The sequence below is a fragment of the Parachlamydia acanthamoebae genome (assembly GCF_000875975.1).
Taxonomy (GTDB): domain Bacteria; phylum Chlamydiota; class Chlamydiia; order Chlamydiales; family Parachlamydiaceae; genus Parachlamydia; species Parachlamydia acanthamoebae.
In genome coordinates this window covers 335613-358215 of sequence record NZ_BAWW01000066.1, presented here as the reverse complement: position 1 = coordinate 358215, position 22603 = coordinate 335613, and the positions used below count along the sequence as shown (strand labels likewise).

The 22603-nt window shown below is 41.6% G+C and carries 18 protein-coding genes; 13 read left to right on the top strand and 5 right to left on the bottom strand.

Features of this window, described 5'->3' with window-relative positions; all coding sequences use genetic code 11:
• The first annotated feature begins 10 nt into the window (after positions 1-10).
• The 5 genes from pepN (at position 11) to AOM43_RS13470 (ending at position 6170) form a co-directional block, all read left to right on the top strand.
• Positions 11-2653, top strand: coding sequence for an aminopeptidase N (gene pepN / locus AOM43_RS11180; protein ID WP_059360316.1), 2643 nt, complete (start codon positions 11-13; stop codon positions 2651-2653).
• Positions 2646-3443 (top strand): hypothetical protein, encoded by a 798-nt coding sequence (locus AOM43_RS11175; protein ID WP_006340531.1) that lies wholly within the window; start codon positions 2646-2648, stop codon positions 3441-3443. The genes pepN and AOM43_RS11175 overlap by 8 nt, the downstream gene beginning before the upstream one ends.
• Positions 3436-4866, top strand: coding sequence for an RtcB family protein (locus tag AOM43_RS11170; RefSeq protein ID WP_006340530.1), 1431 nt, complete (start codon positions 3436-3438; stop codon positions 4864-4866). The genes AOM43_RS11175 and AOM43_RS11170 overlap by 8 nt, the downstream gene beginning before the upstream one ends.
• Before the next feature lie 4 nt (positions 4867-4870).
• Complete coding sequence (locus AOM43_RS11165) at positions 4871-5860, top strand: zinc-dependent alcohol dehydrogenase family protein (RefSeq protein WP_013924244.1); 990 nt, start codon at positions 4871-4873, stop codon at positions 5858-5860.
• Positions 5861-5999: 139 nt separating this feature from the next.
• Positions 6000-6170, top strand: a complete 171-nt coding sequence (locus tag AOM43_RS13470; protein WP_162531523.1) for a hypothetical protein — start codon at positions 6000-6002, stop codon at positions 6168-6170.
• A gap of 235 nt (positions 6171-6405) precedes the next feature.
• Here AOM43_RS13470 and AOM43_RS11160 read toward each other — a convergent pair whose 3' ends face one another.
• The gene (locus AOM43_RS11160) at positions 6406-9858 is read right to left on the bottom strand and encodes an ankyrin repeat domain-containing protein (RefSeq protein ID WP_226987512.1); all 3453 of its coding nucleotides are present in this window, start codon (positions 9856-9858) and stop codon (positions 6406-6408) included.
• Positions 9859-9959: 101 nt separating this feature from the next.
• On the opposite strand from AOM43_RS11160, the gene AOM43_RS11155 reads away from it, so the two are divergent.
• The 4 genes from AOM43_RS11155 to AOM43_RS11140 all read left to right on the top strand — a co-directional run bounded on the left by AOM43_RS11155 (position 9960) and on the right by AOM43_RS11140 (position 13164).
• Positions 9960-11336, top strand: coding sequence for an MBL fold metallo-hydrolase (locus AOM43_RS11155; RefSeq protein WP_059360312.1), 1377 nt, complete (start codon positions 9960-9962; stop codon positions 11334-11336).
• 117 nt (positions 11337-11453) lie between these two features.
• Complete coding sequence (locus AOM43_RS11150) at positions 11454-12272, top strand: hypothetical protein (RefSeq protein ID WP_226987511.1); 819 nt, start codon at positions 11454-11456, stop codon at positions 12270-12272.
• Between the two features lie 144 nt (positions 12273-12416).
• Positions 12417-12701, top strand: a complete 285-nt coding sequence (locus AOM43_RS11145) for a hypothetical protein (protein ID WP_226987510.1) — start codon at positions 12417-12419, stop codon at positions 12699-12701.
• A gap of 10 nt (positions 12702-12711) precedes the next feature.
• Complete coding sequence (locus AOM43_RS11140) at positions 12712-13164, top strand: hypothetical protein (protein WP_013924249.1); 453 nt, start codon at positions 12712-12714, stop codon at positions 13162-13164.
• Between the two features lie 3 nt (positions 13165-13167).
• On the opposite strand, the gene AOM43_RS11135 is transcribed toward AOM43_RS11140, so the two are convergent.
• The 3 genes from AOM43_RS11135 to AOM43_RS11125 form a co-directional block, all read right to left on the bottom strand.
• On the bottom strand, positions 13168-14433 hold the full coding sequence (locus AOM43_RS11135; protein ID WP_006340522.1) for a Y-family DNA polymerase: 1266 nt from the start codon (positions 14431-14433) through the stop codon (positions 13168-13170).
• Between the two features lie 9 nt (positions 14434-14442).
• Positions 14443-14958: a LexA family protein gene (locus tag AOM43_RS11130; RefSeq protein ID WP_013924250.1), complete on the bottom strand. Its 516-nt coding sequence runs from the start codon at positions 14956-14958 to the stop codon at positions 14443-14445.
• A 101-nt stretch (positions 14959-15059) separates the two neighbouring features.
• Positions 15060-16454, bottom strand: a complete 1395-nt coding sequence (locus AOM43_RS11125; RefSeq protein WP_006340520.1) for an FAD/NAD(P)-binding protein — start codon at positions 16452-16454, stop codon at positions 15060-15062.
• Between the two features lie 127 nt (positions 16455-16581).
• Between AOM43_RS11125 and AOM43_RS11120 the strand changes: the two genes are divergently transcribed.
• The 4 genes from AOM43_RS11120 to AOM43_RS11105 all read left to right on the top strand — a co-directional run bounded on the left by AOM43_RS11120 (position 16582) and on the right by AOM43_RS11105 (position 19295).
• Entirely contained in the window at positions 16582-17895 is a 1314-nt protein-coding gene (locus tag AOM43_RS11120; protein ID WP_226987509.1) for an RtcB family protein, read from the top strand.
• A gap of 98 nt (positions 17896-17993) precedes the next feature.
• Positions 17994-18206 (top strand): hypothetical protein, encoded by a 213-nt coding sequence (locus AOM43_RS11115; protein WP_013924251.1) that lies wholly within the window; start codon positions 17994-17996, stop codon positions 18204-18206.
• A complete protein-coding gene (locus AOM43_RS11110; protein WP_006340517.1) occupies positions 18206-18439 on the top strand; it encodes a hypothetical protein in 234 nt (77 codons plus the stop codon). Before AOM43_RS11115 ends, AOM43_RS11110 begins: the two co-directional genes overlap by 1 nt.
• A gap of 16 nt (positions 18440-18455) precedes the next feature.
• Positions 18456-19295, top strand: a complete 840-nt coding sequence (locus AOM43_RS11105; protein ID WP_006340516.1) for an AMP nucleosidase — start codon at positions 18456-18458, stop codon at positions 19293-19295.
• Here the strand turns inward: AOM43_RS11105 and mfd are convergent.
• A complete protein-coding gene (gene mfd, locus AOM43_RS11100) occupies positions 19292-22603 on the bottom strand; it encodes a transcription-repair coupling factor (RefSeq protein WP_059360305.1) in 3312 nt (1103 codons plus the stop codon). The two genes, AOM43_RS11105 and mfd, sit on opposite strands and share 4 nt — an antisense overlap.

Below are 22603 nucleotides of genomic sequence, written 5' to 3'. Positions count from 1 at the left end.
AAGTAGATCCATGAAAAGTGATGCTCCAAAGCCTATTTATTTAACTGATTATAAATCTCCAGATTATTTGATCGAGAAAGTGGACCTCCACTTCGATCTGGAAGATGAAAAAACAAAAGTAACCTCGAAACTTTTCATCAAGCAGTCAGAAACTGGAAAGGGAGCCCCTCTCGTGCTGACTGGAGAACATATGCAACTCCTTTCAGTCAAAATGAATGGTGAACCACTATCCCCATCTCAATATCAAGTGGATGAGAAAAGTTTAACGATTCCTGCTCTTAATCCAACATGCACATTGGAAATTACGACAGAAATTAATCCAAAGGGAAATACCGCTTTGGATGGCCTGTATAAATCAGGTGGAATTTTTTGTACGCAGAACGAACCAGAAGGTTTTAGACGAATTACTTACTTTCTAGATCGCCCAGATGTGATGTCCAAATACACGACCACCATCGTTGCGGATAAAGCACGTTTTCCTTTGCTTTTATCCAATGGAAATTTGATTGGGAAAGGGGATTTGGCTAATGGTAAACACTGGGCGCAATGGGAAGATCCTTTTGCAAAACCATGCTACTTATTTGCTTTGGTGGCAGGGGATTTGGGATGTATCGAAAACGTGTATACCACACGATCTGGAAGAAAAGTCGATTTAAAGATTTACTGTGATAAAGGCAATGAGTCCAAGTGTCATCATGCGATGCAATCTTTAATCCACTCGATGAAATGGGATGAGGATGTATTTGGTTTAGAATATGACCTTGATATCTACATGATCGTAGCTGTCGACTCCTTTAACATGGGTGCAATGGAAAACAAGGGCTTGAACGTTTTTAATACGAATTGTGTGATGGCAGATGCAGAATCTGCAACAGATGACAATTTTACCCGTGTTGAAAAAGTGATTGCGCATGAATATTTCCATAATTGGACAGGCAATCGCATTACTTGCCGCGATTGGTTTCAGCTGACCTTGAAAGAAGGATTAACTGTTTTCCGCGATCAAGAGTTCTCTGCGGATATGGGAACGGTTCATCGTATTGAAGATGTGCAAGCTTTACGTGAATTGCAATTCGCCGAAGATGCCGGGCCCATGGCGCATCCTATTAAACCGAGCTCTTATATTCAGATTAATAATTTTTATACCACGACTGTGTATAAAAAAGGTGCTGAAGTCATTCGGATGATTCACACCTTGATTGGAAAAGAAAAATTTCGAAAGGGGATAGACAAATACTTTGAGCTATATGATGGGCAAGCTGTGACCACGGATGATTTTGTGCATGCCATGGAATTAGCTTCAGAGAAAGATCTCACGCAGTTCAAACGTTGGTATACGCAAAGTGGAACACCCCATGTAGACTTAGGTTTTAAATATGATGCCGAGAAGAAAAGATTTGAGATGACAGTTGCTCAATCTAGCGCACCCACTCCCGATGGCAGTGAAAAGCTCCCATTTTATTTTCCATTCAAGGTTGGATTGCTAAATGACAAAGGGGAATCTCTTTCCTTTATGGCTCCAGGAAGTTCAGAGAAGAGCATGGAAACCGTGCTATGCATTTCAAAAGATAAAGAAACATTTATTTTTGAAGATGTGGCTAGCAAACCTATCCCTTCTGTCAATCGAGATTTTACAGCTCCTATCACTTTGACTGCCCCGTATAGTCGCCATGATTATGCTCTTCTAATGGCTTACGATCCCAATCAGTTTAATCGTTGGGATGCCAGCCAAACATTGGCTACGCAAGTTCTTTTAGAAATGGTTGAAGAATTGCATGAAGGGCAGGATCCGATGATCGATGACGACTTCATGGAAGCCTTTGGAAAAATTCTAACAGATCCTTTATTAGATATGGCCTTAAAAGCGAAACTCATCTCCTTGCCAAGCGAGGAAATGTTGCATCAAAAGCAAAAGGAAATTGATTTTGATGGCGTTCATCTGATGCGTGAATTTGCAATTTTAGAATTGGCCACGCGCTATGAAGATGAGTTGCTAAAGATTTATCAAGAATGTCATTCGGATGCCGAGTATACCTTCGATGCAGTTTCTGTAAGCAATCGCACTTTAAAAAATTTATGTTTATCCTATCTTTCTGCCACTTACAAACCCGAGTTTACCCGTCTTTGTGAGCAGCAGTTTTCCAAAGCCAAGAATATGACGGACCAATTTTCTGCACTTGTAATGCTCAATCAAATTGATTCGCCTTCACGTCAAAAGGTGCTCGATCAATTTTATGCCCGATGGAAGCATGATCCTCTCGTGATGTGTAAGTGGTTAGCTGTGCAAGCCTCTTGCAAATTGGATGGAACTTTGGAGAAAGTTAAGGCTTTGACACACGATCCTGTATTCGATTTTAAAGTTCCGAACCTTGTACGAGCCCTTTTCGCCAGCTTTATGGATAACCATGTGCATTTCAATGCAAATAATGGAGAGGGGTATGCGTTTTTGGCGGATACGATCATTCATCTCGATCCGATGAATTCGCAGATCGCGGCCAAGCTGGCAGGTGGCTTTAAAAAATATGCAAAATTGGATTTTTTAAGAAAGAAAGTCATGAAAGAGCAGCTAGAAAGAATCTTGGCGCAAAAGAATATTTCAAACAATCTTTATGAGATTGTGTATAAAACCCTGAAATCTGATCAAAATGGCTGAACAAACGCAGCGCCTGTTTTTTGGTTTTGAGATAGAGGCTCCCTGGCCGCAAGATTTGCCAAAAGGGAGAGTTCTGACGGAATCTTGCAGGCATATGACTTTGGCATTTTTAGGCAATGTAGAAGGGCAGAAGGTGCATAGCCTTCTGCCCTCTTTTCCTAAACCTTCTTTTCAGTTTGGTCTATTGGGTTATGTGGATCACCTGACTTTCCTTCCTAAAAAACATCCACGGGTCGTTGCCTGGCATGTAGAATGCAGCCAATTAGTTGAAGCGTATCAAAAGGATCTGATCCATTGGTTGCAAACACATGCATTTACATTTAAGGAGCGAGAAACCTTTCTTCCGCATATTACCATCGCGCGCGCCCCTTTTTCTTTTCAAGATTGGCGAAAATCCTTTGAGCCTTTTCCTGTTGTTTTAAAAGCGATTCACCTTTATGAAAGCCTTGGGAATTTAAATTACGTTTCCCGGTGGAGTTACTCTTTAATTCCTCCGTTTGAGGAATTCGAACATACCGCGGACGTGGCCTTTTGCATACGAGGAACAACGCTTGCTGATCTCTGTATCCATGCACAGGCTGCTTTGTCTTTTCTTTTTCCACCGATACGCACTTTTTTCCCTCCCATGAATGGTATTTCTTCTGTAGAGGAAATCATCCAACATCTCAATGCGGGGATTACACGCGCAGATGGCAGGCTTGGATGCCCTTTCAAGGCAGTCAGTTTACATGGAGATATTCGAGAGTCTAAAAATCACTTTTTAGAATGGGAGATGATTGTCGATGTATAATCTAAAAAAAATCAAACCAGCAACCTATCTTTTGCCACAAGAGGGAAATATGCTTGTGCCGGGATTAGTCATTGCAACAGAGGAATTGATGCAAGGAGGGGATTTTGAAAAACCTTTAGATCAAGTTCGCAATGTGGCCCACCTTCCAGGCATTGTCGGATATAGCATTGCCATGCCTGACATCCATTGGGGATATGGTTTTCCCATTGGAGGGGTGGCTGCAACGGATGCTGAGATAGGTGTGATCAGTCCTGGAGGTGTTGGCTATGACATCAATTGTGGTGTGCGTTTAGCCCTTGTTCCTATTCCCTTTAAACAGATTTCTTCTCGCGATCGAGATGCTCTCTTAAATGCGATTTTTAGGAATGTTCCCTCTGGAGTAGGACACGGCTTTTCTAAAATGAAAAAGAAGCTTTCAAATTCCGACTATCAAGAGCTCATTAGTAAAGGAGCTCTGTGGTCAATCGAGCATGGATATGGCTTTGAATTAGATTTGGAATATATGGAAAGTCGAGGGTTTATTGCGGGAGGGGACTTAAGCGCGGTATCCTTGCAAGCACGTGAAAGAGGGGAAAGCCAATTAGGTTCCATCGGTTCAGGGAATCACTTTGTGGAAATTGGGGAAATTCAAAAACTTTTTCTTCCAGAGATCGCAAAGGCCTGGGGTGTTGAACAGGGACAAACCTATATCTTGATCCATTCAGGATCGCGTGGATTCGGACATCAAGTATGCCAAGATACGCTAGATGATTTTCTCAAGCAAGGATATGCCAAAGGGCTACCGGATCGACAGCTTGTAGCCGCTCCTATTCATAGTGAGGCGGGTCGTAACTACTTCAAAGCCATGGCTGCTGCTGCAAATTATGCATTTAATAATCGGCAGCAAATTTTGCATGCTGTGAGACAAAGTTTTTTTGAAACGTGTAAGATCGCTCCCGAGGAAATTCGTTTGCTTTATGACGTTTGCCATAATATTGCCAAATTTGAAACGCATGAGATCAATGGAGAAATGCGCAAGCTTTGTGTGCACCGAAAAGGGGCTACACGTGCATTTGGTGTTGGAGCTCAAGAGCTTAACCCTCTTTTTCGGCAAACTGGTCAACCCGTTTTGGTGCCAGGTGATATGGGAAGAGCCAGCCATCTGATGGTAGGGAAGGGGAATCCTTTGACCTGGTGTAGTTCATGCCACGGGGCGGGAAGGGCTAAAAGTCGTATTCAATCTTTGAAATCGTGGAAACAAAAAGATCCAATTCGTTATATGAAAGAGCAAGGAATCACTGTCAAAGCGAACTCCCCACGCACAATTGCGGAAGAAATGCCGGATGCTTACAAAGATGTGGACAGTGTGGTGGATGCCGTACAGGAAGCGGGGCTTGCCGATAAGGTTGCTCGCTTAAAACCTTCACTTGTCATTAAAGGATAGCATAATGCGCGCAATGTTGCTTGAAAAGCCTAAAACTCCTCTGAAACTTGTAGATCTTCCTATACCTGAGCCAACATCCAGCCAAGTCCTTTTGCAGGTGGAAGCCTGCGGGGTTTGTCGAACCGATTTGCACATTCGGGATGGAGAGCTCACACATCCCCATCTACCACTAATTTTGGGCCACCAAATTGTGGGAATTGTGACAGGGGTGGGAAGTAAGGTAAAAAATTTTAAAATCGGAGATTGCGTGGGCGTGCCCTGGTTAGGGGGCTGTTGCGATGCTTGTGAGTATTGCCTTTCGGGACGAGAAAATCTTTGTGATCATGGGACCTTTACTGGGTATCAAGCCCAAGGTGGCTTTGCAGAGTATGCTGTCGCGAATGCCTCATTTTGTTTTCCGATTCCTGCCGGATTTTCCCCATTGCAGGCCGCTCCCTTATTGTGTGGGGGATTGATTGGATATCGAGCTTTAAGAATGACGGGGAATGCCAAAAAGTTAGGATTTTACGGATTTGGGTCTTCGGCGCATTTATTGACTCAAGCTGCTGTTTACCAGGGGAAAAGTGTGTATGTGTTTACCCGTCCTGGCGATGAAAGAACACAAGCTTTTGCTAAAACATTAAAAGCTATCTGGGCAGGTGGGACGGATGAATTACCGCCTGTTGAACTCGATGCGGCGATTATCTTCGCTCCCGCCGGAGATTTAGTTCCTACCGCTTTGAAAGCTTTAGCCAAAGGTGGCGTGGTAGTTTGTGCGGGCATCTATATGAGTGATATTCCATCATTTCCCTATTCTCTTCTTTATGGAGAGCGGATGATCCGCTCTGTGACAAACCTTACACGCCAGGATGGCAACGAATTTTTAGCTTTGGCATCCAAAGTTCCCATCCATAGTCAGGTTAACGTCTATCCTTTAGAAAAGGCGAATCAAGCTTTAGATGATTTAAAACAAGGAAAAGTAAATGGTTCTGTCGTTCTTCAAATCAAGGATTAAAGACATGATCCAAGCGTTTTTGTTTTAATCGGCATAACCATGTCTTTATAGGTATATAAGCATATTTCGCGCCAGCTGCTTCTGATGTAAATTGAGCAAATGCTGTTTTTGAGCCTACGTGGGATGGAAGAATTGTTGTATGATGGAGCATAAACCGTCCGAAGAAATTGTAGCTTTAAAAACGTTTAGCTCTATTTATTTAGACGAATTTTTAGATTGGGCTACAGACGCCGAGGTTACAAAATATTTGATGTGGAATATCCCAACTGAAGAAAAGCGCCCCCCCTTTTGTAAAATGTTTTTACTCTAAAAACTAGAAGTTAGCCCTATAAACCAGGTTCATTTTTTTTATCATTTTGAGAATTTGTGTAGTGTACTTTCTTTTTTAATCAGTCATTTAGGGAGGCTTGTTTCTTCATCAGGACTTATTGAGCTCTTTTTGGATCAAAAGGGATCTCGCTGGATGTTTCTAATCTTTTCTGAATAAGAAAATCCGATTGCTAAGAGCTCTATCCCGATCTGGGAAAATTTCCACCGTGCTGCATTTACATCTCTTCACTTTTTTTGCTTTGCTTGGATTTAACAAACAATTCTAAAAACTCGTACAATAACCATTCAGGAAGTTCTTTTAAGGCTCTTTTTTCTTGTTTAGTGAGAGCATGTTCAAATGCATCGGATGTCGCAAACATTTTAAAGGCTTTGATATTTTTCTCCTTCGCCGCTTGGATTAAAGCTGTGTTCCCTTGTGTGTCTACAAGGGTTAAATTCGCATGCGTTATAAAAAGATTAAGCGCTTCAATACTTGCAGGGCGATGTTTCAAATAGTGAAATAAGAGGGGTGACCCTAAATAAACCATGTTAATATCAGCTCCACAGGTGATGAACCGATTGACTAATGCAAAATCACGATTTTGTAGGGCTTTCAATAGCGGAGGTATTTGAAATAGCTTCTCATCATTTAAGTTGGTTTTTGTTTGCTCGAGAATTTGTTTGAGAAAATCGAGATCAAAATGGGTTGCTATAAAATCTAAAGGAGTTATTTTGTGCGTATTTTCAATCGTCAAAGAAGCATTTAACTTTAACAATGAGCAAATTAAAGTGAGATCTTGGCTTTCTATGGCAAGATGCAAAGGTGTATTGCCCTGTTTATCTTGGGCATTGATATCGGCTCCATATTCGACAAGAACGTGAATTCGATCGAGCGCTTCATTCTTCCCAAACAAAATCGCACAATGTAAGGGTGAAAGTCCTTTAGCATCAGCTAGATTTGGATCTGCCCCTTTTTCCAGCAAAAGGTGTATCGTGTTTAGCTGACCTATGTGGAGAGGCGTGCGTTGAGTCGTTTCTTCAGTTTGATTGATATGGATATTTGGATAATCGAGGATTTGCTTAAAAAATGAGGTGTCTTTGCTGGCATGGAAAGCTGCGTAGCAAAGGATCGGTTGTTTAGAATGGATTCCTGCTTGGTGGTTTAGCAAAATCTGGCAGATGGCAGCATTGTTTATATCAAGCGCGAGGATGAAGAGTTCTCCCCCTTCATCATCTTTCAGATCAAGTCCATTTTCAAACATCAAGGCTAAGAGTTCTGTATTTTCCTGCTGGATGATGTAGTCAATGGCGGAGACTCCGAATCTATCTTTATGTCTCATGGGAGCGCCATGTTTGATTAGTAGCTTTGCAATCTCTGGTTTGTTTAAGGATGCCGCTATTTGCAGAGCACCTGAATCATTCAAATTTTTAGCGTGAATGGATTGTAGATCTGTTCTTAAAAGGGCTTGTATGGCTGGAATGTTGTCAGATTCGACCGCTTGCAATAAGAGAGGATTCGTATGAAGACGAACTTTATTGAGAACATCTTTATCTTTTAATGTTCTTGCCAAATCGTATATTTGACATAGGATTTTTTTCTTCTCGCTTTCTGAATACTGGGAGCTTTGCGTAAATATCTCAATGGCTCTATCAAATGCTTTTGCAGTTTTAACATTTGAATCATTAGTTTTTGTGAAAATGTATCTGTTGTTGAGCAAGGCGGTGTATAAAGCTACTTCTAGCTGTCTTTTGAGAGGCCAAAAGGTGTACATGAGAGCATCTAGAAAGTCTTGATCTTTTTCTTGTAGATACTTATCGGGGGGAGCTGTTTGTGTCATTGCCAGATAATAATCATACATCACTTGTGTTTGAGAGAGCATTTTCTCTGTTTCTTGCGGATGATCTTTTGCGAATTTAATCCGATAAAAATGGTTTTGACCTACAATGTTAAATGTAACTTCCAGGGTAGCATGTGCATACGTGATAAGAATTTGGCTTAAAGCTTCTTGCTTACCACTGACCTTGCAGTGCATTTTTGCAATGAAAAAGGCTTTAGGAATGGGTTCAAATTTTGTTGAAATCGTGTTAAAAGTGGTTTCTGCTATTTTCTCAATCTCTTGATAAGGGGCTTCTATTTCTTTAACAAAATGGTGGATGGCCAAGCCTTTAGAGAGGAAAATAAGAGGGTTTCTCGTTGTGATGTAAAAAGGATCTTTTTCAATCATTTGAGAGAATATCAAGATGTGCTGTTGGATTTGTGACTGTTTGTCTCTTTTGTTTACGTCAAGGATGTCCGGAGTGTCTTTAAATACAGAATAAGAAATTTTAGGAAGATCTGAATGATTGAGGGGCATGAAAATTTGAGATAATTTTTCCATTTCATTCGAATACGTCAATTGGGCCACCGCATGACGTACTTCATCCTTTGAGAGCTGCTTGGGTAAATGGTGGTTTGATCTTTTGCCAAGCATCAATCTTTCCATTTTGTGCAAAAGACTTGTACTAAAGGTGTCGTAGTTAGAGCTACGTGTCACAGTTGGCAAAACGGATTCAATCAAAATGGGGCATTGAATTGTTTGATCTGGGAAGTGAATGTGGCGCATGTTTTTGCCAGCCAAGTAGCAGCTTCTCAGGCTTAAAAATGTGGGATTTAAGGCTTTAATGGTTTTTTGCAACTCTTCTGGAGGTAATCCGACAATGCTTCCCTCATGCATCACTTCTGGGTGATAGCTGGGATGGCTTCCATGTCCGCCAAAAAAGATAAATCGTGCAAAAAGGCCCTGTGCGTTTGAAGAGATAAGAATTTTTTCAATATCCGTGGATATTTCAAATGTTAAAGAGGGGGCTTTTACTTGCTCAAAGCTAGCTTTTTCTAAATTGTCTTTAGAAAATCCCCAATCTTCTAAATGTTGACCTGAGGGCATGATCACACATAGGCTGCCATTTTTTTGTGCATAAAAATCAACCAGTGGATAAGAGGCGACTTCTTCATGCATATTTAAAAAATATCGATTGACAATGACAGGTTTCTTTTTGTCGATAAATTCCCTTACATTATGGCATAAGGCAATATTAACTGTACTGGTCAAGGGCTCAGTGTCGATCACGACTGCTAATCGAATCGCAATGAGAGGTTGTGTCAATTCTCTGTATGTTTCCTGGAGTTTTTCAAGTTCTTTTCGTTGTGTTTTGTGATTCATTATGTACTTTTCAAAGGTTTTCATGACTGATAAGAAAACATGAGGGGCTTTATGGCGCTTAGGGAAATTTTGAAAAGCCGTATCGTAGATGGATAGATCTTCCCCAAATTGAAAACGAGGAAATCGATTAAGAACCGTATAAACATGTGATTTGAATGCGGTTACATTTTCTGGGGGAAGCGCAATTTTAAACAAAAATGTTGGTTTGGGAGGTTTGAAGGGAACGATTTGCGAGCGGTTGTGTAAAAGGGCATCAAATAAAAGAGATATTTTTTTTTGAAGGATAGGAGCGGAAGAATTTTTTAATAATTTATATCTAATTTGGTTTAACCTAGGTCCATCCACTTTTTTTAAAAGTTCACAATAATGCATCAAATATTGAAAAATAGTGTCAAATAGTTTTTCCTGAGAACCCGTTTCATGGACAAGTGATAAAGATGGGTTTGCGAGGAGATTGAGTTCGCAGGAAAATTGGGGATAGATATGCATGATCATTTTTTTGAGTTAAGTATTTTGATTTATCCTAGTAGTATAACACATCTTTCTAATTATGAATATCTTGGTAGAATAATTTTACTGTTGCGGCTTTTATGATATTAAAAAAAATTACAGATCCTCATTTATCAATCCATACCTATCTTTTAATTGATGCAGACACGCTTCAGGCCGCTGTTATCGATCCAACACGCAACGTAGAACCCTTACTATCAATCATTGCAGATGGGGGCGTTCAGGTTAGCTATATCTTAGAAACACATGTGCACGCCGATTTTGTCTCAGGATCAAAAGAGCTCAAGTCTCGCTTGCAAGGAATGCCCACGATTGTTTGTTCAGGCTTAGGTGGAGAAGAGTGGCAACCTCGTTATGCGGATCGTTTGGTGATGAATGATCGTGAAATGATTAATCTAGGCAATTTAACTGTGCAAGCTTGGCATGTTCCTGGGCATACTCCAGAACATCTCATGTGGATCGTGTTTGAACACGATTCTCCAACAGCTGTATTTTCAGGCGATTTTCTTTTAGGAGGATCTCTAGGGCGTCCAGATCTTCTAGGACCGGACAAATGTTTAGAGTTAGCTAAACAGCTTTATCAAAGTACTTTTCACGTTTTAACAACTTTGCCTATGCAGATAAATGTGTACCCTGCCCATGGGGCTGGCTCATTTTGTGGAAAAAATATTGCGGATAAAAATCTCATCATTCTTGAAGATGAAATCCATACAAATCCCCATTTGCGGGCGCAGGCAGAAACTGAATGGATTAACCAATTATTAGCTGAAATGCCTCCTCCACCTCGTTATTTTGCGCGCTTGAAGCAATTAAATGTGAAAGGAGCAGATCTCATTGATTCTCTTACACCGCTCCGCGTGCTGGATATTCAGGAATTGCATTCATCAGATCTCGAGCTCGTCGATCTTAGAAATCAAGAAGCATTTGCTCAATCATTTATCAAAGGTTCCATAAATATCCCTTTTGGATCCTCTTTTACAAAATGGGCTGCAGAGATTGTCTCTGCTGATTCACCCATTGTATTCATTTCTTCCGATGCTGAAACCGTCACGAAAGCTTTAACATGTGTTAGGCTGGTGGGTTTAGATCACGTGATGGGTTATTTTTTGTGGAATGAGCAATCATTGTCTCCCGAAATGAGCGATTCTTTTGATCTCATCCTTCCAGAAAATATTGCGTCTAGTAACATACAGCAAATCATTGATGTGCGTACTCAAGAGGAATGGGATCAAGGTTATATTGCAGGGGCCCTCCATATTCCTTTACCCTTGCTTGCTAAAGAGTTACCTTTGCTTTCTCGAGAAAAACGGATTGCCATGATTTGTGGAAGTGGATATCGTTCATCGATTGCAGCTTCCCTTGCAAAGAAAAGAGGGTTTCCTCACATGGCAAGTGTGCATGGGGGAATGCAGGCATGGAAAAAGGCTCATTTGCCTGTGGAAATACCAAAGAATTAAATCATCCCGTTCTCGGGTGCTGGATTGCAAATGTTGTTGCAATTTGCGGATGTACCTAATGGGATGGATTTACTCTTTGTAGAAAAAATATCTTTTAAAAAACCAAGGATTAAATCTATGTCAATCAAAACGATCAGTAATTTGGTCTTAAATCATGAAAATTATCAGTTAGAATACAAAGATACAGAGAAAAAAAAGGATGGTGTTTTAGTCGTAGGCTTTCAATGTGTTGTTAGTGCCGTTATTTATCCCCTTTTCCTACTTATGAGTCCTCTTCTTGTCCCATCAGCCATTATAAATGTTTGTGGGGCAAAAAAAAGACAAGCTAAAACAATTGACATTCTGAAAGATCCCGCTCTGTTAGAAAAGTACAAAGCAGGCAAGCTAGCGAAGCTTGAAAAGAGAGTAAGTGCTTTTGAAAAAGCTGCATTGAGTTCTATTCGAGTGAATAAATCTTTGCTTGGAGAGTTGGGGCAGTATGATCCCAAGTGGGATGAAGCCAAAAAACATCAGTATTGGGATACATTTTTAAGAACAGATTTTAACAAAATGCTGTCAGATTCTAAGTTACAATCCACAAGGGACAGATTTGAAAAATTTCGCATAAAATTTCGGGCTTTAGAGATGCAAGCTGGAATCCTATCTACTGAGCAAAAAGATACAGCATTTGAAGAAATTTTGAAATGTAAAGCCATTAAGAATAGCTTCAAAGTTATAGATGCTAAACATAGGCTCAAAGAGACTCTTTTATACATTTTGCCACTTGGGTTGATGCTGATTCCTTCAAGCAAAGCGCGTTCTACCTATGAGGGAAAAAAAGAACTGTTGCCTCAAGTCCCTGGTTTTGAAGCTTATACAGATCTTGTAGATGCACATAACAAGCTCATCAAAAATTCTAGTACTCACCTAGTTCCTTTACTTAAAGATTTTAAGTAACCACCGATTTGTTCGATGAGGGAGTGCTGGAAAAGCCAGCTACTCCCAAAAATCACTCACCGTGTGAACGTTCCTTGTCTAAATAAATGCTTTGTTGCTATGATGCGCTGCTCAACACAATTATTTTTTTATTTAGGGATTGCGATGTATACAGGTTTAGTTAATCGAAATTTTCCATGTGCCGAGGGCGAATCAGCTATTGCTGATTTTAAGAAAAAGATCCCCCAATTGCGCACTGTCGTTAAGGTGAGTAGCATTGCTCTAACATGCCTGTTCTTTCCTCTTATCATGATCCCTTTAGTTTGTGCTGCCATTTACTTGACCCACCGCAATCATTGCAAGAAACGAGGCAAGGATTTGCCTTTTAAAGAGTTTGTAAAGGAAATATATATTCCAGCGCGTTTAATTCATAATATTTCAGTTTTATAAGGGCTTTCATATGTCTTTCTATACTTATCAATCTTTTAAAGTGCCGGATTTTCGCTCATTTGAAATTCCAGGTTTTCGTCACTCCTCAGAAAAGCGTTCTTTTTTTGACAGTGACTTGACTAAGACTTGGGAAAATATTGAAAAAATACGGCTGTTTTCCTTTGCTTCTCCTCCTGAATCTCCATCCTTTAAATTTGAAGCAAAAACATTCCGTAGTACTCATTTCAATCTCAATGAGCTTTTCGAAGAATCGACTTCGCATCTACTTGGGACAATCGTCAAGGTCATTTCACTTTCATTTGCTGTCTTGATCACAGGTGGATTGATGGCAATTCCTTTGGGCATGGTGATCTATGCACAAAAAAAGCAAGAATTTGCCGAGGCAAATCAGCCATTCAACATGGAAATTTTTGTGAAGGACATGACCCCTTCTAAATTTTTTGATTGTTTAGTCAAATTTTAGTAATCAATAAGCCTTAACGATAGGTAGGTGATCCCAGCTTGTGGTATTATAGGGAGAACGTTGATCAGACCGTGACTTCCAGTCTTGATGGATGCCTGTGCCTCCCAAAAACACAGTTCTTTTCTTCAAGCGCGTATTGAGCTTATCCATTGCGCGCATCACCTGTTGACGCTTTATGTCGGGGCCTTTTTGGAACAAATCCGGCATGAATTGTTCAGCGGATTTTAAATCCAACAAAATGACACCACATTTCTTATATTTTTTCTTGTCGATATAAAGTTTTGTTAAGCATTGCTTAGTTGCTGCAATCATTTCAATGGTATCGTCTGTTGGGCTTGGAAAGGAATAAATCATATGATTTCCTTGAAGGCTTTCTCCATCCTGCGAGAAGAATTGCAGATAGACCAACAAAGCTGCCGCATATTGCTTTTGTTTTCTCAATTTCACACAGGCTTTGCTGACGAATGTGGCGAGGGCTTCTCCTAGTTCGGATATATCGGTGACTTTCCTTCCAAATGAGCGAGAAAACGTTATGCTTTGTTTGGGCGAACTTTCCTCGAGATCTAAAGCTGAAATGCCTTGTAGCTCGAGCAACATCCTCTCTCCTACGACCCCCATTGTTTTTCTGACAAAATAGGGCGTGAGTTGAATAAAATCCCAGACCGTCAAAATGCCGATCCCTTTTAAACGCTTTGAAAGTCTACGACCAATTCCCCAAACGTCTTCTATGGGATATTCTTTTAAAATGGCTTCGCGCGAAAGAGGCTCGTTTAGGCTAAATACTCCTAGGTCCCGATTTTGTTTAGCTAAGCTATTGGCTACTTTGGCTAAGGTTTTTGTGGGGGCTATCCCAATCGAAATGGGAATGCCAACCCATTTTTTGATCAGCTTTTTTATTCTCATACATTCTGCGAACATCTCTTCGTCAGAAAGTGTTATAGGAAATTTCAAAAAAGCTTCATCGATGGAGTAAATTTGCATTTCAGGGGCAAATTGAGACAGGCTATTCATCACCCTTTCGGAGATGTCTCCATAAAGTTGGTAGTTGGAAGAATAGACAATCACTTTAGCCCGTTCACAGTACTCTTTGACTTTAAAAAAGGGCTCTCCCATTTTAATGCCCAATTGTTTGGCCTCTTGAGAACGAGAGATCACGCAGCCATCATTCTGAGAGAGGACAATCACGGGTTTTTCTTCGAGTTTGGGGTGAAGCATTCTTTCACATGAGACATAAAAATTGTTGCAATCTGCTAAAACGAAATGAGACATAAAAGAATCCTATAGATCGTGGATGACGTTTGTCACAACACCCCAAATGCGAAAATCATCTTCACTGGAAATCTCAATAGGAGGGTAAGCATCATTTTCTGCAACAAGTTGGATCCTTTTTCCTTCACAACGCAGTCTTTTTACTGTCAATTCTCCATTGAGAGAGGCAATCACAATTTTTCCATGGGAAGGCTCTAAGCTGCGATCAACGATTAAGATGTCGTTGTGGTGAATGCCGACTTTGATCATCGAATGCCCTGAGACTTTTAAGAAAAATGTTGCGGAAGGATGTTTAATCAGCAATTCATTTAAATCGAGTTTCCTTTCAATGTGATCTTCCGCGGGAGAGGGAAATCCTGCTGAAACAGTGGTATGATACAAAGGGAGGCGGTAGCACTTGTTTTGTATATACCGCATGACATGTTCGATTTCACTTTCAGGTAATCGAATGGCTTTTGTGGGTTCTTTAAATTTCCCAGATCCTTTTGGTCTTCCGGCCCCCATTCTTTTTCCGCCTAAACGCATGATTTCACCTTTATTGGTTATAAATAAGTGAATATTGTACAGAAATCAAATGAAACTACAAGCGAAAAGATTGTTTGTGTTTAGTTGTAAATTTCATTTTATTAGTTAATTAAATGAAATTTATGAAGTAATTTTTGTGCAATTGCAAAGGCTTCTTTTCGGATTTCGGGGACGGCCGTTGTTTCCAATTTTTCACCAAGCAGAAGGGCTCCGAGCGCATAGATTTTCCCTGGTACGTTGCCTTGAATGTATCCATGAGGAGACAGTGCCAAACCCATTCCTAAAGTATCCCAAAGGGCCATTCCTTTTTGATGCAGATTTTGAATCAAGGGATTTGGTTGTTTTTGAATTTGGTACTCAGGACCCGTGCATTTGACTACGTAATTGACAGGAATCTGCAACGATTTTTCAGCTGTTCTCACTGTCACATTTAAGGTCTCGGCATTTTCTATTTCGATCGCGGTGACACGCCCAGCGAGCATGTCTAACTTTTCCTGTTTTTTTAGTTTTTCCAGCATATCAAAACTGGCAACTGCCATGCGATGACGATGATTATTCCATAACGAGAAGAGATGGCGTAAAAATTGTTTTTTCTCGGGAAGGGGAAGGGCTGCCCATAAAGGTTGGGTGCAACGGCGTAAAGAATCGATTACATCTCGCCACTCAGAATGAGAGACGATTTTTTTGCGTACAGTTCTGAAAAGTCCGCGTGCGGTTAAAGGAAGCTCCTTGGTTTTGACTTGAGGGAGAGGATGGGCAGGAGGTGCTGTAAGATGAGGTTGTGAGGAAGTTCCGCGTGGAGATACACAAATCATTTTTCCGTCAAATGCCTGATGTACCAAGGAAGCAACCGTATCTGCCATGGTTAAGCCCGCTCCAATCATGAGAACTTTGGAGGAATGTAGAAACATGCTGTCCAGGGCAGAGCTATTCCAAGGATCGGAAATGTAGTGAGGATGATCCAATAACTGAGGCGTTTCAAAAGAGAGCTTTTTACTAGGGGGAACACCACAAGCCAGAACAAGGGCATCCACTGTCACCGGATTTTCATGCGCAACTTGAAGGAGGAGTTGATCGTTGGATTCGGAGGCATCTAATACTTTTTGAAGGATCACAGTAAGCTTAATCTTTTTCTCTTCCGCGACAGCTTGTACTCTTTCATATAAATCTTCTAAGTAAAGCCCGTATAATTTGCGCGGTAGAAAGGCATCTGGATGTAAAATGGTTTTGGGAAAAAGAGGCTGAAGAGTCTCTTTCCTTTTTTCCACCCATTTCCAAAAATCATCAGGGTGCTCTTTTAAAGCTCCCATAGCATTTGCGCGCACATTCAGAGGATGGGTTTCACAATCTGTTGAAAAAGCCACTCCTTTGGGAAGTCGATGAGATGGTTCGAAAAGGAATAGGTTAAAAGGAGTCTGGGCCTGGAAAATCAAGTTCGCTAAAACCGCTAGCCCTGAAATACCTCCTCCGGCAATGGCAATTGAAGTGGTGGACATGAAACCTCATAAATTATGCATTTAAAGTTTAAATCGTATATCATCTTCATGCAATTTAAAAAGCGAGGAATTTTCGATAGCTATAACTCCCCAAGCCTTTCAACATTTACTTGGATCGACCATCTTGATGCCTAAAGAACGTAATGAGGCCTGGCGGCTATACAAACAGGTCTGTCCGGATGAAGCTTTAGCTTTTGTACACCATTTGAAACAAAAAACGGAAGCTTTACGTCAAAGCTGCCTTCTACGATCGACACCAATTCCTTACCAAACATGGGGAGCAGCTTGTATTGAGCAAGATGCGATCCATCAAATGAATCATGCCATGCGGCTACCAATTGCTGTCGCCGGAGCTTTAATGCCTGATGCCCATATGGGCTACGGATTGCCGATTGGCGGGGTGCTGGCGGTAGAAAATGCGGTTATTCCTTATGCCGTTGGTGTCGATATCGCGTGCCGCATGATGTTGAGTGTGTATCCAGAGTCTCCTGAAGCTTTAAGAGACTTTCATTCAACAAGACATCAAGCATTTCAAGAGGTGTTGCTTGCGAATACCGTATTTGGCTCAGGGCCTATGGGGCAGCATGAGGGGAAAATTGAGCATCCTGTTTTAGAAGAAAAACATTGGCAAGGGACAAAACTCACGCGTGGTTTGCGGCAAACAGGTATTCGACAAATCGGAACGAGCGGGGGCGGAAACCATTTTGTGGAATGGGGAGAGCTAGAGATTGGCAGCTCTGAAAATCCGTTAGGACTTCAGGTGGGAAAATATGTGGCTTTGTTATCACATAGTGGATCGAGAGGGGTGGGAGCTAAAATTGCAGATCACTATACAAAATGGGCCATGGAACAAATGCCTACTTTAGAACAATCCGTGCGCCATTTGGCATGGCTGCCGCTGGATAGTGAAGCAGGATTAGAGTATTGGGATGCTATGCAACTCGCTGGAAAATTTGCTTCTGCAAACCATCATGTTATTCACCAAAGAATCAGCCAAGCATTGGGATTAACCCCATTGACTTCGGTAGAAAACCATCACAATTTTGCATGGAAGGAAAGCGTCATCATTGATGGCATTGAAAAAGAATGGATTGTGCACCGCAAAGGGGCCACGCCTGCCGGAAAAGATGTCCTAGGAATTATCCCTGGAACGATGGCGGATGTGGGGTTTCTGGTGAGAGGGAAAGGTCATGCAGCTGCTTTAAATTCTGCTTCACATGGAAGTGGCCGCCAGATGAGCCGTACACGTGCGAAGCAGAACATTACTTCGGAACAGCATGCCGCTTATCTTTCGCAAAGAGGTGTTAAATTGATTGGAGGCGGCTTAGATGAGGCCCCTCAGGCTTATAAACCAATTGAACAAGTGATAGAAGCACAGTCAGATCTGGTCGAGGTTTTAGGGGTCTTTCAACCCCGTATTGTGCGCATGGCAAGTGATTAAGCTTTGATAGCGAATCTGTTAAAATTACGATTGTGGTTTTTCGCATTCTATATTAACCTGAATTTTAAGTTATCTCCTCTACTTAATATGAGGTATTTATGTGGGCCAAAGAGTATCGCGATTATCCTCCAGATACAACTCTTAAGAAATATCGGGTGGAACCCAGCCAAGGAATTGTAGGTTGTGAAATGCACGAGATAAATGGTTGGGGCAATCGCATTCATATTCCGCTAAAAAAGAAAAGAAAAGGGCTGATCTCTTCCGTTGTCAATTGGCTGTTTTCTTTTGGAACTAAAAAAGAGAATGAGTGATGACGCAAAAAGGAGAACATACGTGGGATCTTGTGGTGCGTTACCATCAATGTCCGAAATGTGGTGCGATTATAGAAAATCGGGAAGATTTTAAATACCGTCTTGGCCATTATGAAAAAGATCTCGAATGCCCGCGATGCCACCATGCTTTTACGCTAGTGAAAAACGTTTCACTAAAAATGGGTCCTTTTATAGGAGAAGGTGGGGCAGTAGAAGTGGATTGGAAAGAATAATTTGGAGAAAAAATTCATGATTGATAGTGAAGAAACGAATTTCGAAAGGGAAGAAGAAGAGATCGCGATTGGAACGTTAGAGAGATATTCTGGATCAGATGTCTCAGAGTTTCAACCTTATCTTTTGCTCACCAACTTTCCTAAATATGTGCAATATTTTGCTTCAAGCCGAGATCTGCCGATCGTCGAAGGATCGATGTTTTCGGTCGCGCATTCACCCAAAGAGAAGGTGAGTATTTTGGATTTTAAAATTGGGTCACCCGCCGCCGCACTGATTGTCGACTTATGTGCGCATCTTCCCATTAAAGCAAGCCTTCTTTTAGGCATGTGTGGAGGATTAAGACGTCATTATCATGTCGGAGATTACTTTGTCCCGGTTGCCGGGATTCGAGGGGAAGGAACGTCTGATTTCTACTTTTCGCAAGAAGTTCCTGCGATGGCCAATTTCCTCGTTCAAAAAGCTGTGACAAATGTGTTGATGGAAGAGGGGATTAAATATCACCTGGGGATTACCCATACGACCAATAAACGTTTTTGGGAGTTTAATCCTGACTTTAAGGCCCGTTTAAATGCCACACGTCCACAAGCGGTTGAAATGGAATGTGCAACCCTTTTTATGGCCAGTTATTACCATAAACTGCCGCTTGGTGCGCTCTTGCTGATTTCAGATCTGCCTTTAAGTCCAAAGGGCATTAAGACTAAAAAAAGTGCTCAAGATGTCTATTCAAAGTACACAGCAGAGCATGTGGAATTGGGCATAAAGGCCATTGATGAATTAGATAACTTGCTGAAGCTTGAAGAAAAAGGTGTTTTTAGAGGAAAGCGACGCAAGTTTGAAGATCAGCTCAACGACTAACGCTTAAACCTTTCCTTTTCCCATTTGTCAAGAGCTTGTTTGGTTACCCTTTCAAGCTCTTCAGACGTTTTTATTTTTCCTAATAACATTTTGTGAGAGAGGATTTGCTTGCCTTTTTTCCATTCAATGGAGAGTGCCAGCTTATCAAATTTTAATGTCGTATAGCCTCGTTGGGAAGCGAAGACCCGAATGCGTGTGAGCGCCATGAGCCATTGCACTTGGATGACAAGGGGACCAAACCGATCTTTCAATTCTTGCTCGATAAGCTCGACATCACTTAAAGCAATGGCTTCGCCCAAACGTTGATAGATCTCCATCCGCAGGCTGACTTCATTGACATAATCTTCAGGAAGACAGGCATCGTAATGAAACTCTAGTTTAGTCTCAACCATACCGGCCGACAACTCACCTTGTAGGGTTTGAATGGTTCTTCTTAAAAGTTTGCAATAAAAATGGAATCCGATAGCAGAGACATGGCCTGATTGTTCGGTTCCTAAAATATTGCCGGCGCCTCGAATTTCCAAATCGTGCATTGCCAATTTCATGCCGCCGCCATATCCACAAGCTTCTGCTAAAGCATGCAAGCGTTTTCGGGCCAATTGTGGAAGTGATTTCAAATTGGGAACTAAAAAGTAAGCATAGGCACGCCTGTTCCAACGACCCACTCGTCCGCGTAACTGATACAAGTCCGCTAATCCAAATTGATCTGCGCGATTGATGAGGATGGTATTGGCATTTGGGATGTCGATGCCGCTTTCGATAATCGTGGTGGCAACTAAGATATCAGCCGCACCACTTTTAAACGCGTGAAAGACAGAGTCAATCTCGTCGGCGCTCATTTGCCCATGTCCGACCACGACACGCGCCTGTGGGAGCAATTCTTTGATTTTTGAAGCCACACCAAAAATCGTTTCGACGCGATTATGGATGACATAAGCTTGTCCATCGCGCGAAAGTTCCCTTAGCAGGGCATTTTTAAACACAAGATCACCCGGTTCCGAAATAATCGTGGTAATAGGCAAACGATCTTGAGGAGGCGTATTGATCACAGACATATCTCTAGCCCCAACAAGAGACATGTAAAGGGTGCGTGGAATGGGCGTTGCAGAAAGGGTAATGCAATCGACACCCATTTTAATTTTTTTCAAATGCTCTTTTGCTTTCACTCCGAAGCGATGTTCTTCATCAATAATGATCAAGCCAAGATCATGAAAAACCACATCTTTACTAATCAAACGATGTGTTCCGATCAGAATATCGATACTTCCTTTTGCCACCTGCTCTAAGGTCTCTCGGATTTCTTTGGGCGTGCGAAAGCGGGAAAGTACCCCAATTCGGACAGGAAAGTTGGACATTCTTTCGATGAAATTCTCATAATGTTGCATCGCTAAAACAGTGGTTGGCACAAGCAATGCAACTTGTTTGTGTCCATCCATTACTGCTTTAAATGCGGCTCGCATGGCCACTTCGGTTTTACCGTATCCCACGTCGCCACAGATAAGGCGATCCATCGATTTCGTCGACTGCATATCTTCTTTGATACTGGCAATTGCGTTAAGCTGATCTTCGGTCTCTTCGTAGGGGAAATCCTCCTCAAAGTCTTGCATGTCGATACTATCAGAAGGATAAATAAGGCCAGCCTTTAGGGAACGGTGTGCGTAAAGTTGCAAGAGGTCTTTGGCATATCCGACAATAGCTTCTTGCGTTCTTTCTTTCGTTTTTTTCCAACGAGCACTACCCAGGGTATGCATGCTTGGAAGATCTTCACTACTGCCAATGTATTTGGTGACGAGGTGAGCTTGATTGAGGGGGACATAGAGTTTGCCATTTTCGGCATATTCAATCAGAAAAAATTCACTCAATACGCCATTGTGGTTTAGCTTTTTTTCAAGCCCTAAAAATCGTCCAATTCCATGATTGAGGTGGACGACCATATCTCCAGGAACAAGATGGTAGGAGTCGGAAGGTGGTGTATGATAAGTGCTGCGTAGCTTTTGTCGACGTAGCTTATAACGATGAGAAACCTCTGTGAAAGGAATCACTAAAAGCTGCTCTTGTGCAAGCACCAAGCCGCTCGAAAGGTATCCATTTTGGTAAACAGTTTGAGTGGGTAGTGGAATACTTTTTTGTGCAATTTTTTGCTTAAGCGTGTTTTCTTCTAATTCACTTGCGCACAGAAAATGCAGATGCGCTTCTTTGGGAATGTGAGCTAAATTTTCTAAAATATCATTTCCCGAAACCTCCTGCTCTTCATCTCGAAAAGGAAGGAGATAGTCCACTAAAGGGATAAAAGGAGAAAGCCATCGTTTAGCCATTAAGTCTTTGTTAAACATGCTAAAGGCCAAAGTATGCATGGGAGCACTTTCTGAATAAAAACTCTTCCCCTTTGGACTCTTCAGTTTAACTTCTGTGAGTTCCTCAATGGGCTGACGGCTCCAATAAATCTGTTGCAGGGGAGCGATTTGCTCAAATAGGTTTTCAATGCTTTGAAAAGAGCGCGTCGGGGATCCACAAATATGTAGTAAAGAGGAGTAGCGATCTTCTAGAGCTAAGAGGTCGTCAAAGATCACAATGGTTTGTGGGCCTAAATAGTCTAAGATGGTTGATAGCTTGGATGATTGCTGGATCAGCTCCATCTCTTGTGCAGGTGTGATTTCAATGTGCTCAACCGTTTTAATCGATCTTTGTCCAATTGGATCAAAGATACGGATTGATTCAATGTCGTCTCCCCAAAATTCGATGCGAAAGGGATCGGGTGAGGCCACAGGGAAGATATCGATAATGCCGCCTCTAATGGCGAATTCCCCTTTATCTGCCGCCACAGCTGAACGTCGATAACCCATTTCATTCAGTCGTTGAATGAGTGTGTCAAAAGGGAATGTTTCCCCTTTTTTTAGGGCAAGATAGAGGGAGTCAAAATTTTGAGGTGGAATCAAGCTTTGCAGGCAAGCTTGCAATCCGCTGATGATGATGTGTGGTTGAAAAGTTGCTGAGACTTGGCGCAAAGCTTTGTAGCGTGCCCCAACAGTGTCTGGACTGGGAGCGATATTTTCAGAGGGCAAAGTTTCCCAGGCCGGAAACTCAAGCAACGGGGCAGACGAAAAAAAAGGAAAGTCATGATATAGACGGCTTTCTTCCTGACTACCGCCTGTCAAAATCAAAACATGCTTGCCCGTTACCTGTAGAGCAAGAGAGGCAATAAGAGCTTTGGGAGCATTCCAAAGCTCTTCAATCAGAACCGGGTCGCCTTGCTTAAAAGCTTCTTGAAGCTCTAAAAGTTTGGGATGTTTGAAAAGTTCTTCGATCAC

Excerpts from the sequence above, each read along its gene's own strand:
- pepN (WP_059360316.1), top strand. The coding sequence starts at position 11 with ATGAAAAGTGATGCTCCAAAGCCTATTTATTTAACTGATTATAAATCT.
- AOM43_RS11175 (WP_006340531.1), top strand. The coding sequence starts at position 2,646 with ATGGCTGAACAAACGCAGCGCCTGTTTTTTGGTTTTGAGATAGAGGCT.
- AOM43_RS11170 (WP_006340530.1), top strand. The coding sequence starts at position 3,436 with ATGTATAATCTAAAAAAAATCAAACCAGCAACCTATCTTTTGCCACAA.
- AOM43_RS11165 (WP_013924244.1), top strand. The coding sequence starts at position 4,871 with ATGCGCGCAATGTTGCTTGAAAAGCCTAAAACTCCTCTGAAACTTGTA.
- AOM43_RS13470 (WP_162531523.1), top strand. The coding sequence starts at position 6,000 with ATGATGGAGCATAAACCGTCCGAAGAAATTGTAGCTTTAAAAACGTTT.
- AOM43_RS11160 (WP_226987512.1), bottom strand. The coding sequence starts at position 9,858 with ATGCATATCTATCCCCAATTTTCCTGCGAACTCAATCTCCTCGCAAAC.
- AOM43_RS11155 (WP_059360312.1), top strand. The coding sequence starts at position 9,960 with ATGATATTAAAAAAAATTACAGATCCTCATTTATCAATCCATACCTAT.
- AOM43_RS11150 (WP_226987511.1), top strand. The coding sequence starts at position 11,454 with ATGTCAATCAAAACGATCAGTAATTTGGTCTTAAATCATGAAAATTAT.
- AOM43_RS11145 (WP_226987510.1), top strand. The coding sequence starts at position 12,417 with ATGTATACAGGTTTAGTTAATCGAAATTTTCCATGTGCCGAGGGCGAA.
- AOM43_RS11140 (WP_013924249.1), top strand. The coding sequence starts at position 12,712 with ATGTCTTTCTATACTTATCAATCTTTTAAAGTGCCGGATTTTCGCTCA.
- AOM43_RS11135 (WP_006340522.1), bottom strand. The coding sequence starts at position 14,433 with ATGTCTCATTTCGTTTTAGCAGATTGCAACAATTTTTATGTCTCATGT.
- AOM43_RS11130 (WP_013924250.1), bottom strand. The coding sequence starts at position 14,958 with ATGCGTTTAGGCGGAAAAAGAATGGGGGCCGGAAGACCAAAAGGATCT.
- AOM43_RS11125 (WP_006340520.1), bottom strand. The coding sequence starts at position 16,454 with ATGTCCACCACTTCAATTGCCATTGCCGGAGGAGGTATTTCAGGGCTA.
- AOM43_RS11120 (WP_226987509.1), top strand. The coding sequence starts at position 16,582 with ATGCCTAAAGAACGTAATGAGGCCTGGCGGCTATACAAACAGGTCTGT.
- AOM43_RS11115 (WP_013924251.1), top strand. The coding sequence starts at position 17,994 with ATGTGGGCCAAAGAGTATCGCGATTATCCTCCAGATACAACTCTTAAG.
- AOM43_RS11110 (WP_006340517.1), top strand. The coding sequence starts at position 18,206 with ATGACGCAAAAAGGAGAACATACGTGGGATCTTGTGGTGCGTTACCAT.
- AOM43_RS11105 (WP_006340516.1), top strand. The coding sequence starts at position 18,456 with ATGATTGATAGTGAAGAAACGAATTTCGAAAGGGAAGAAGAAGAGATC.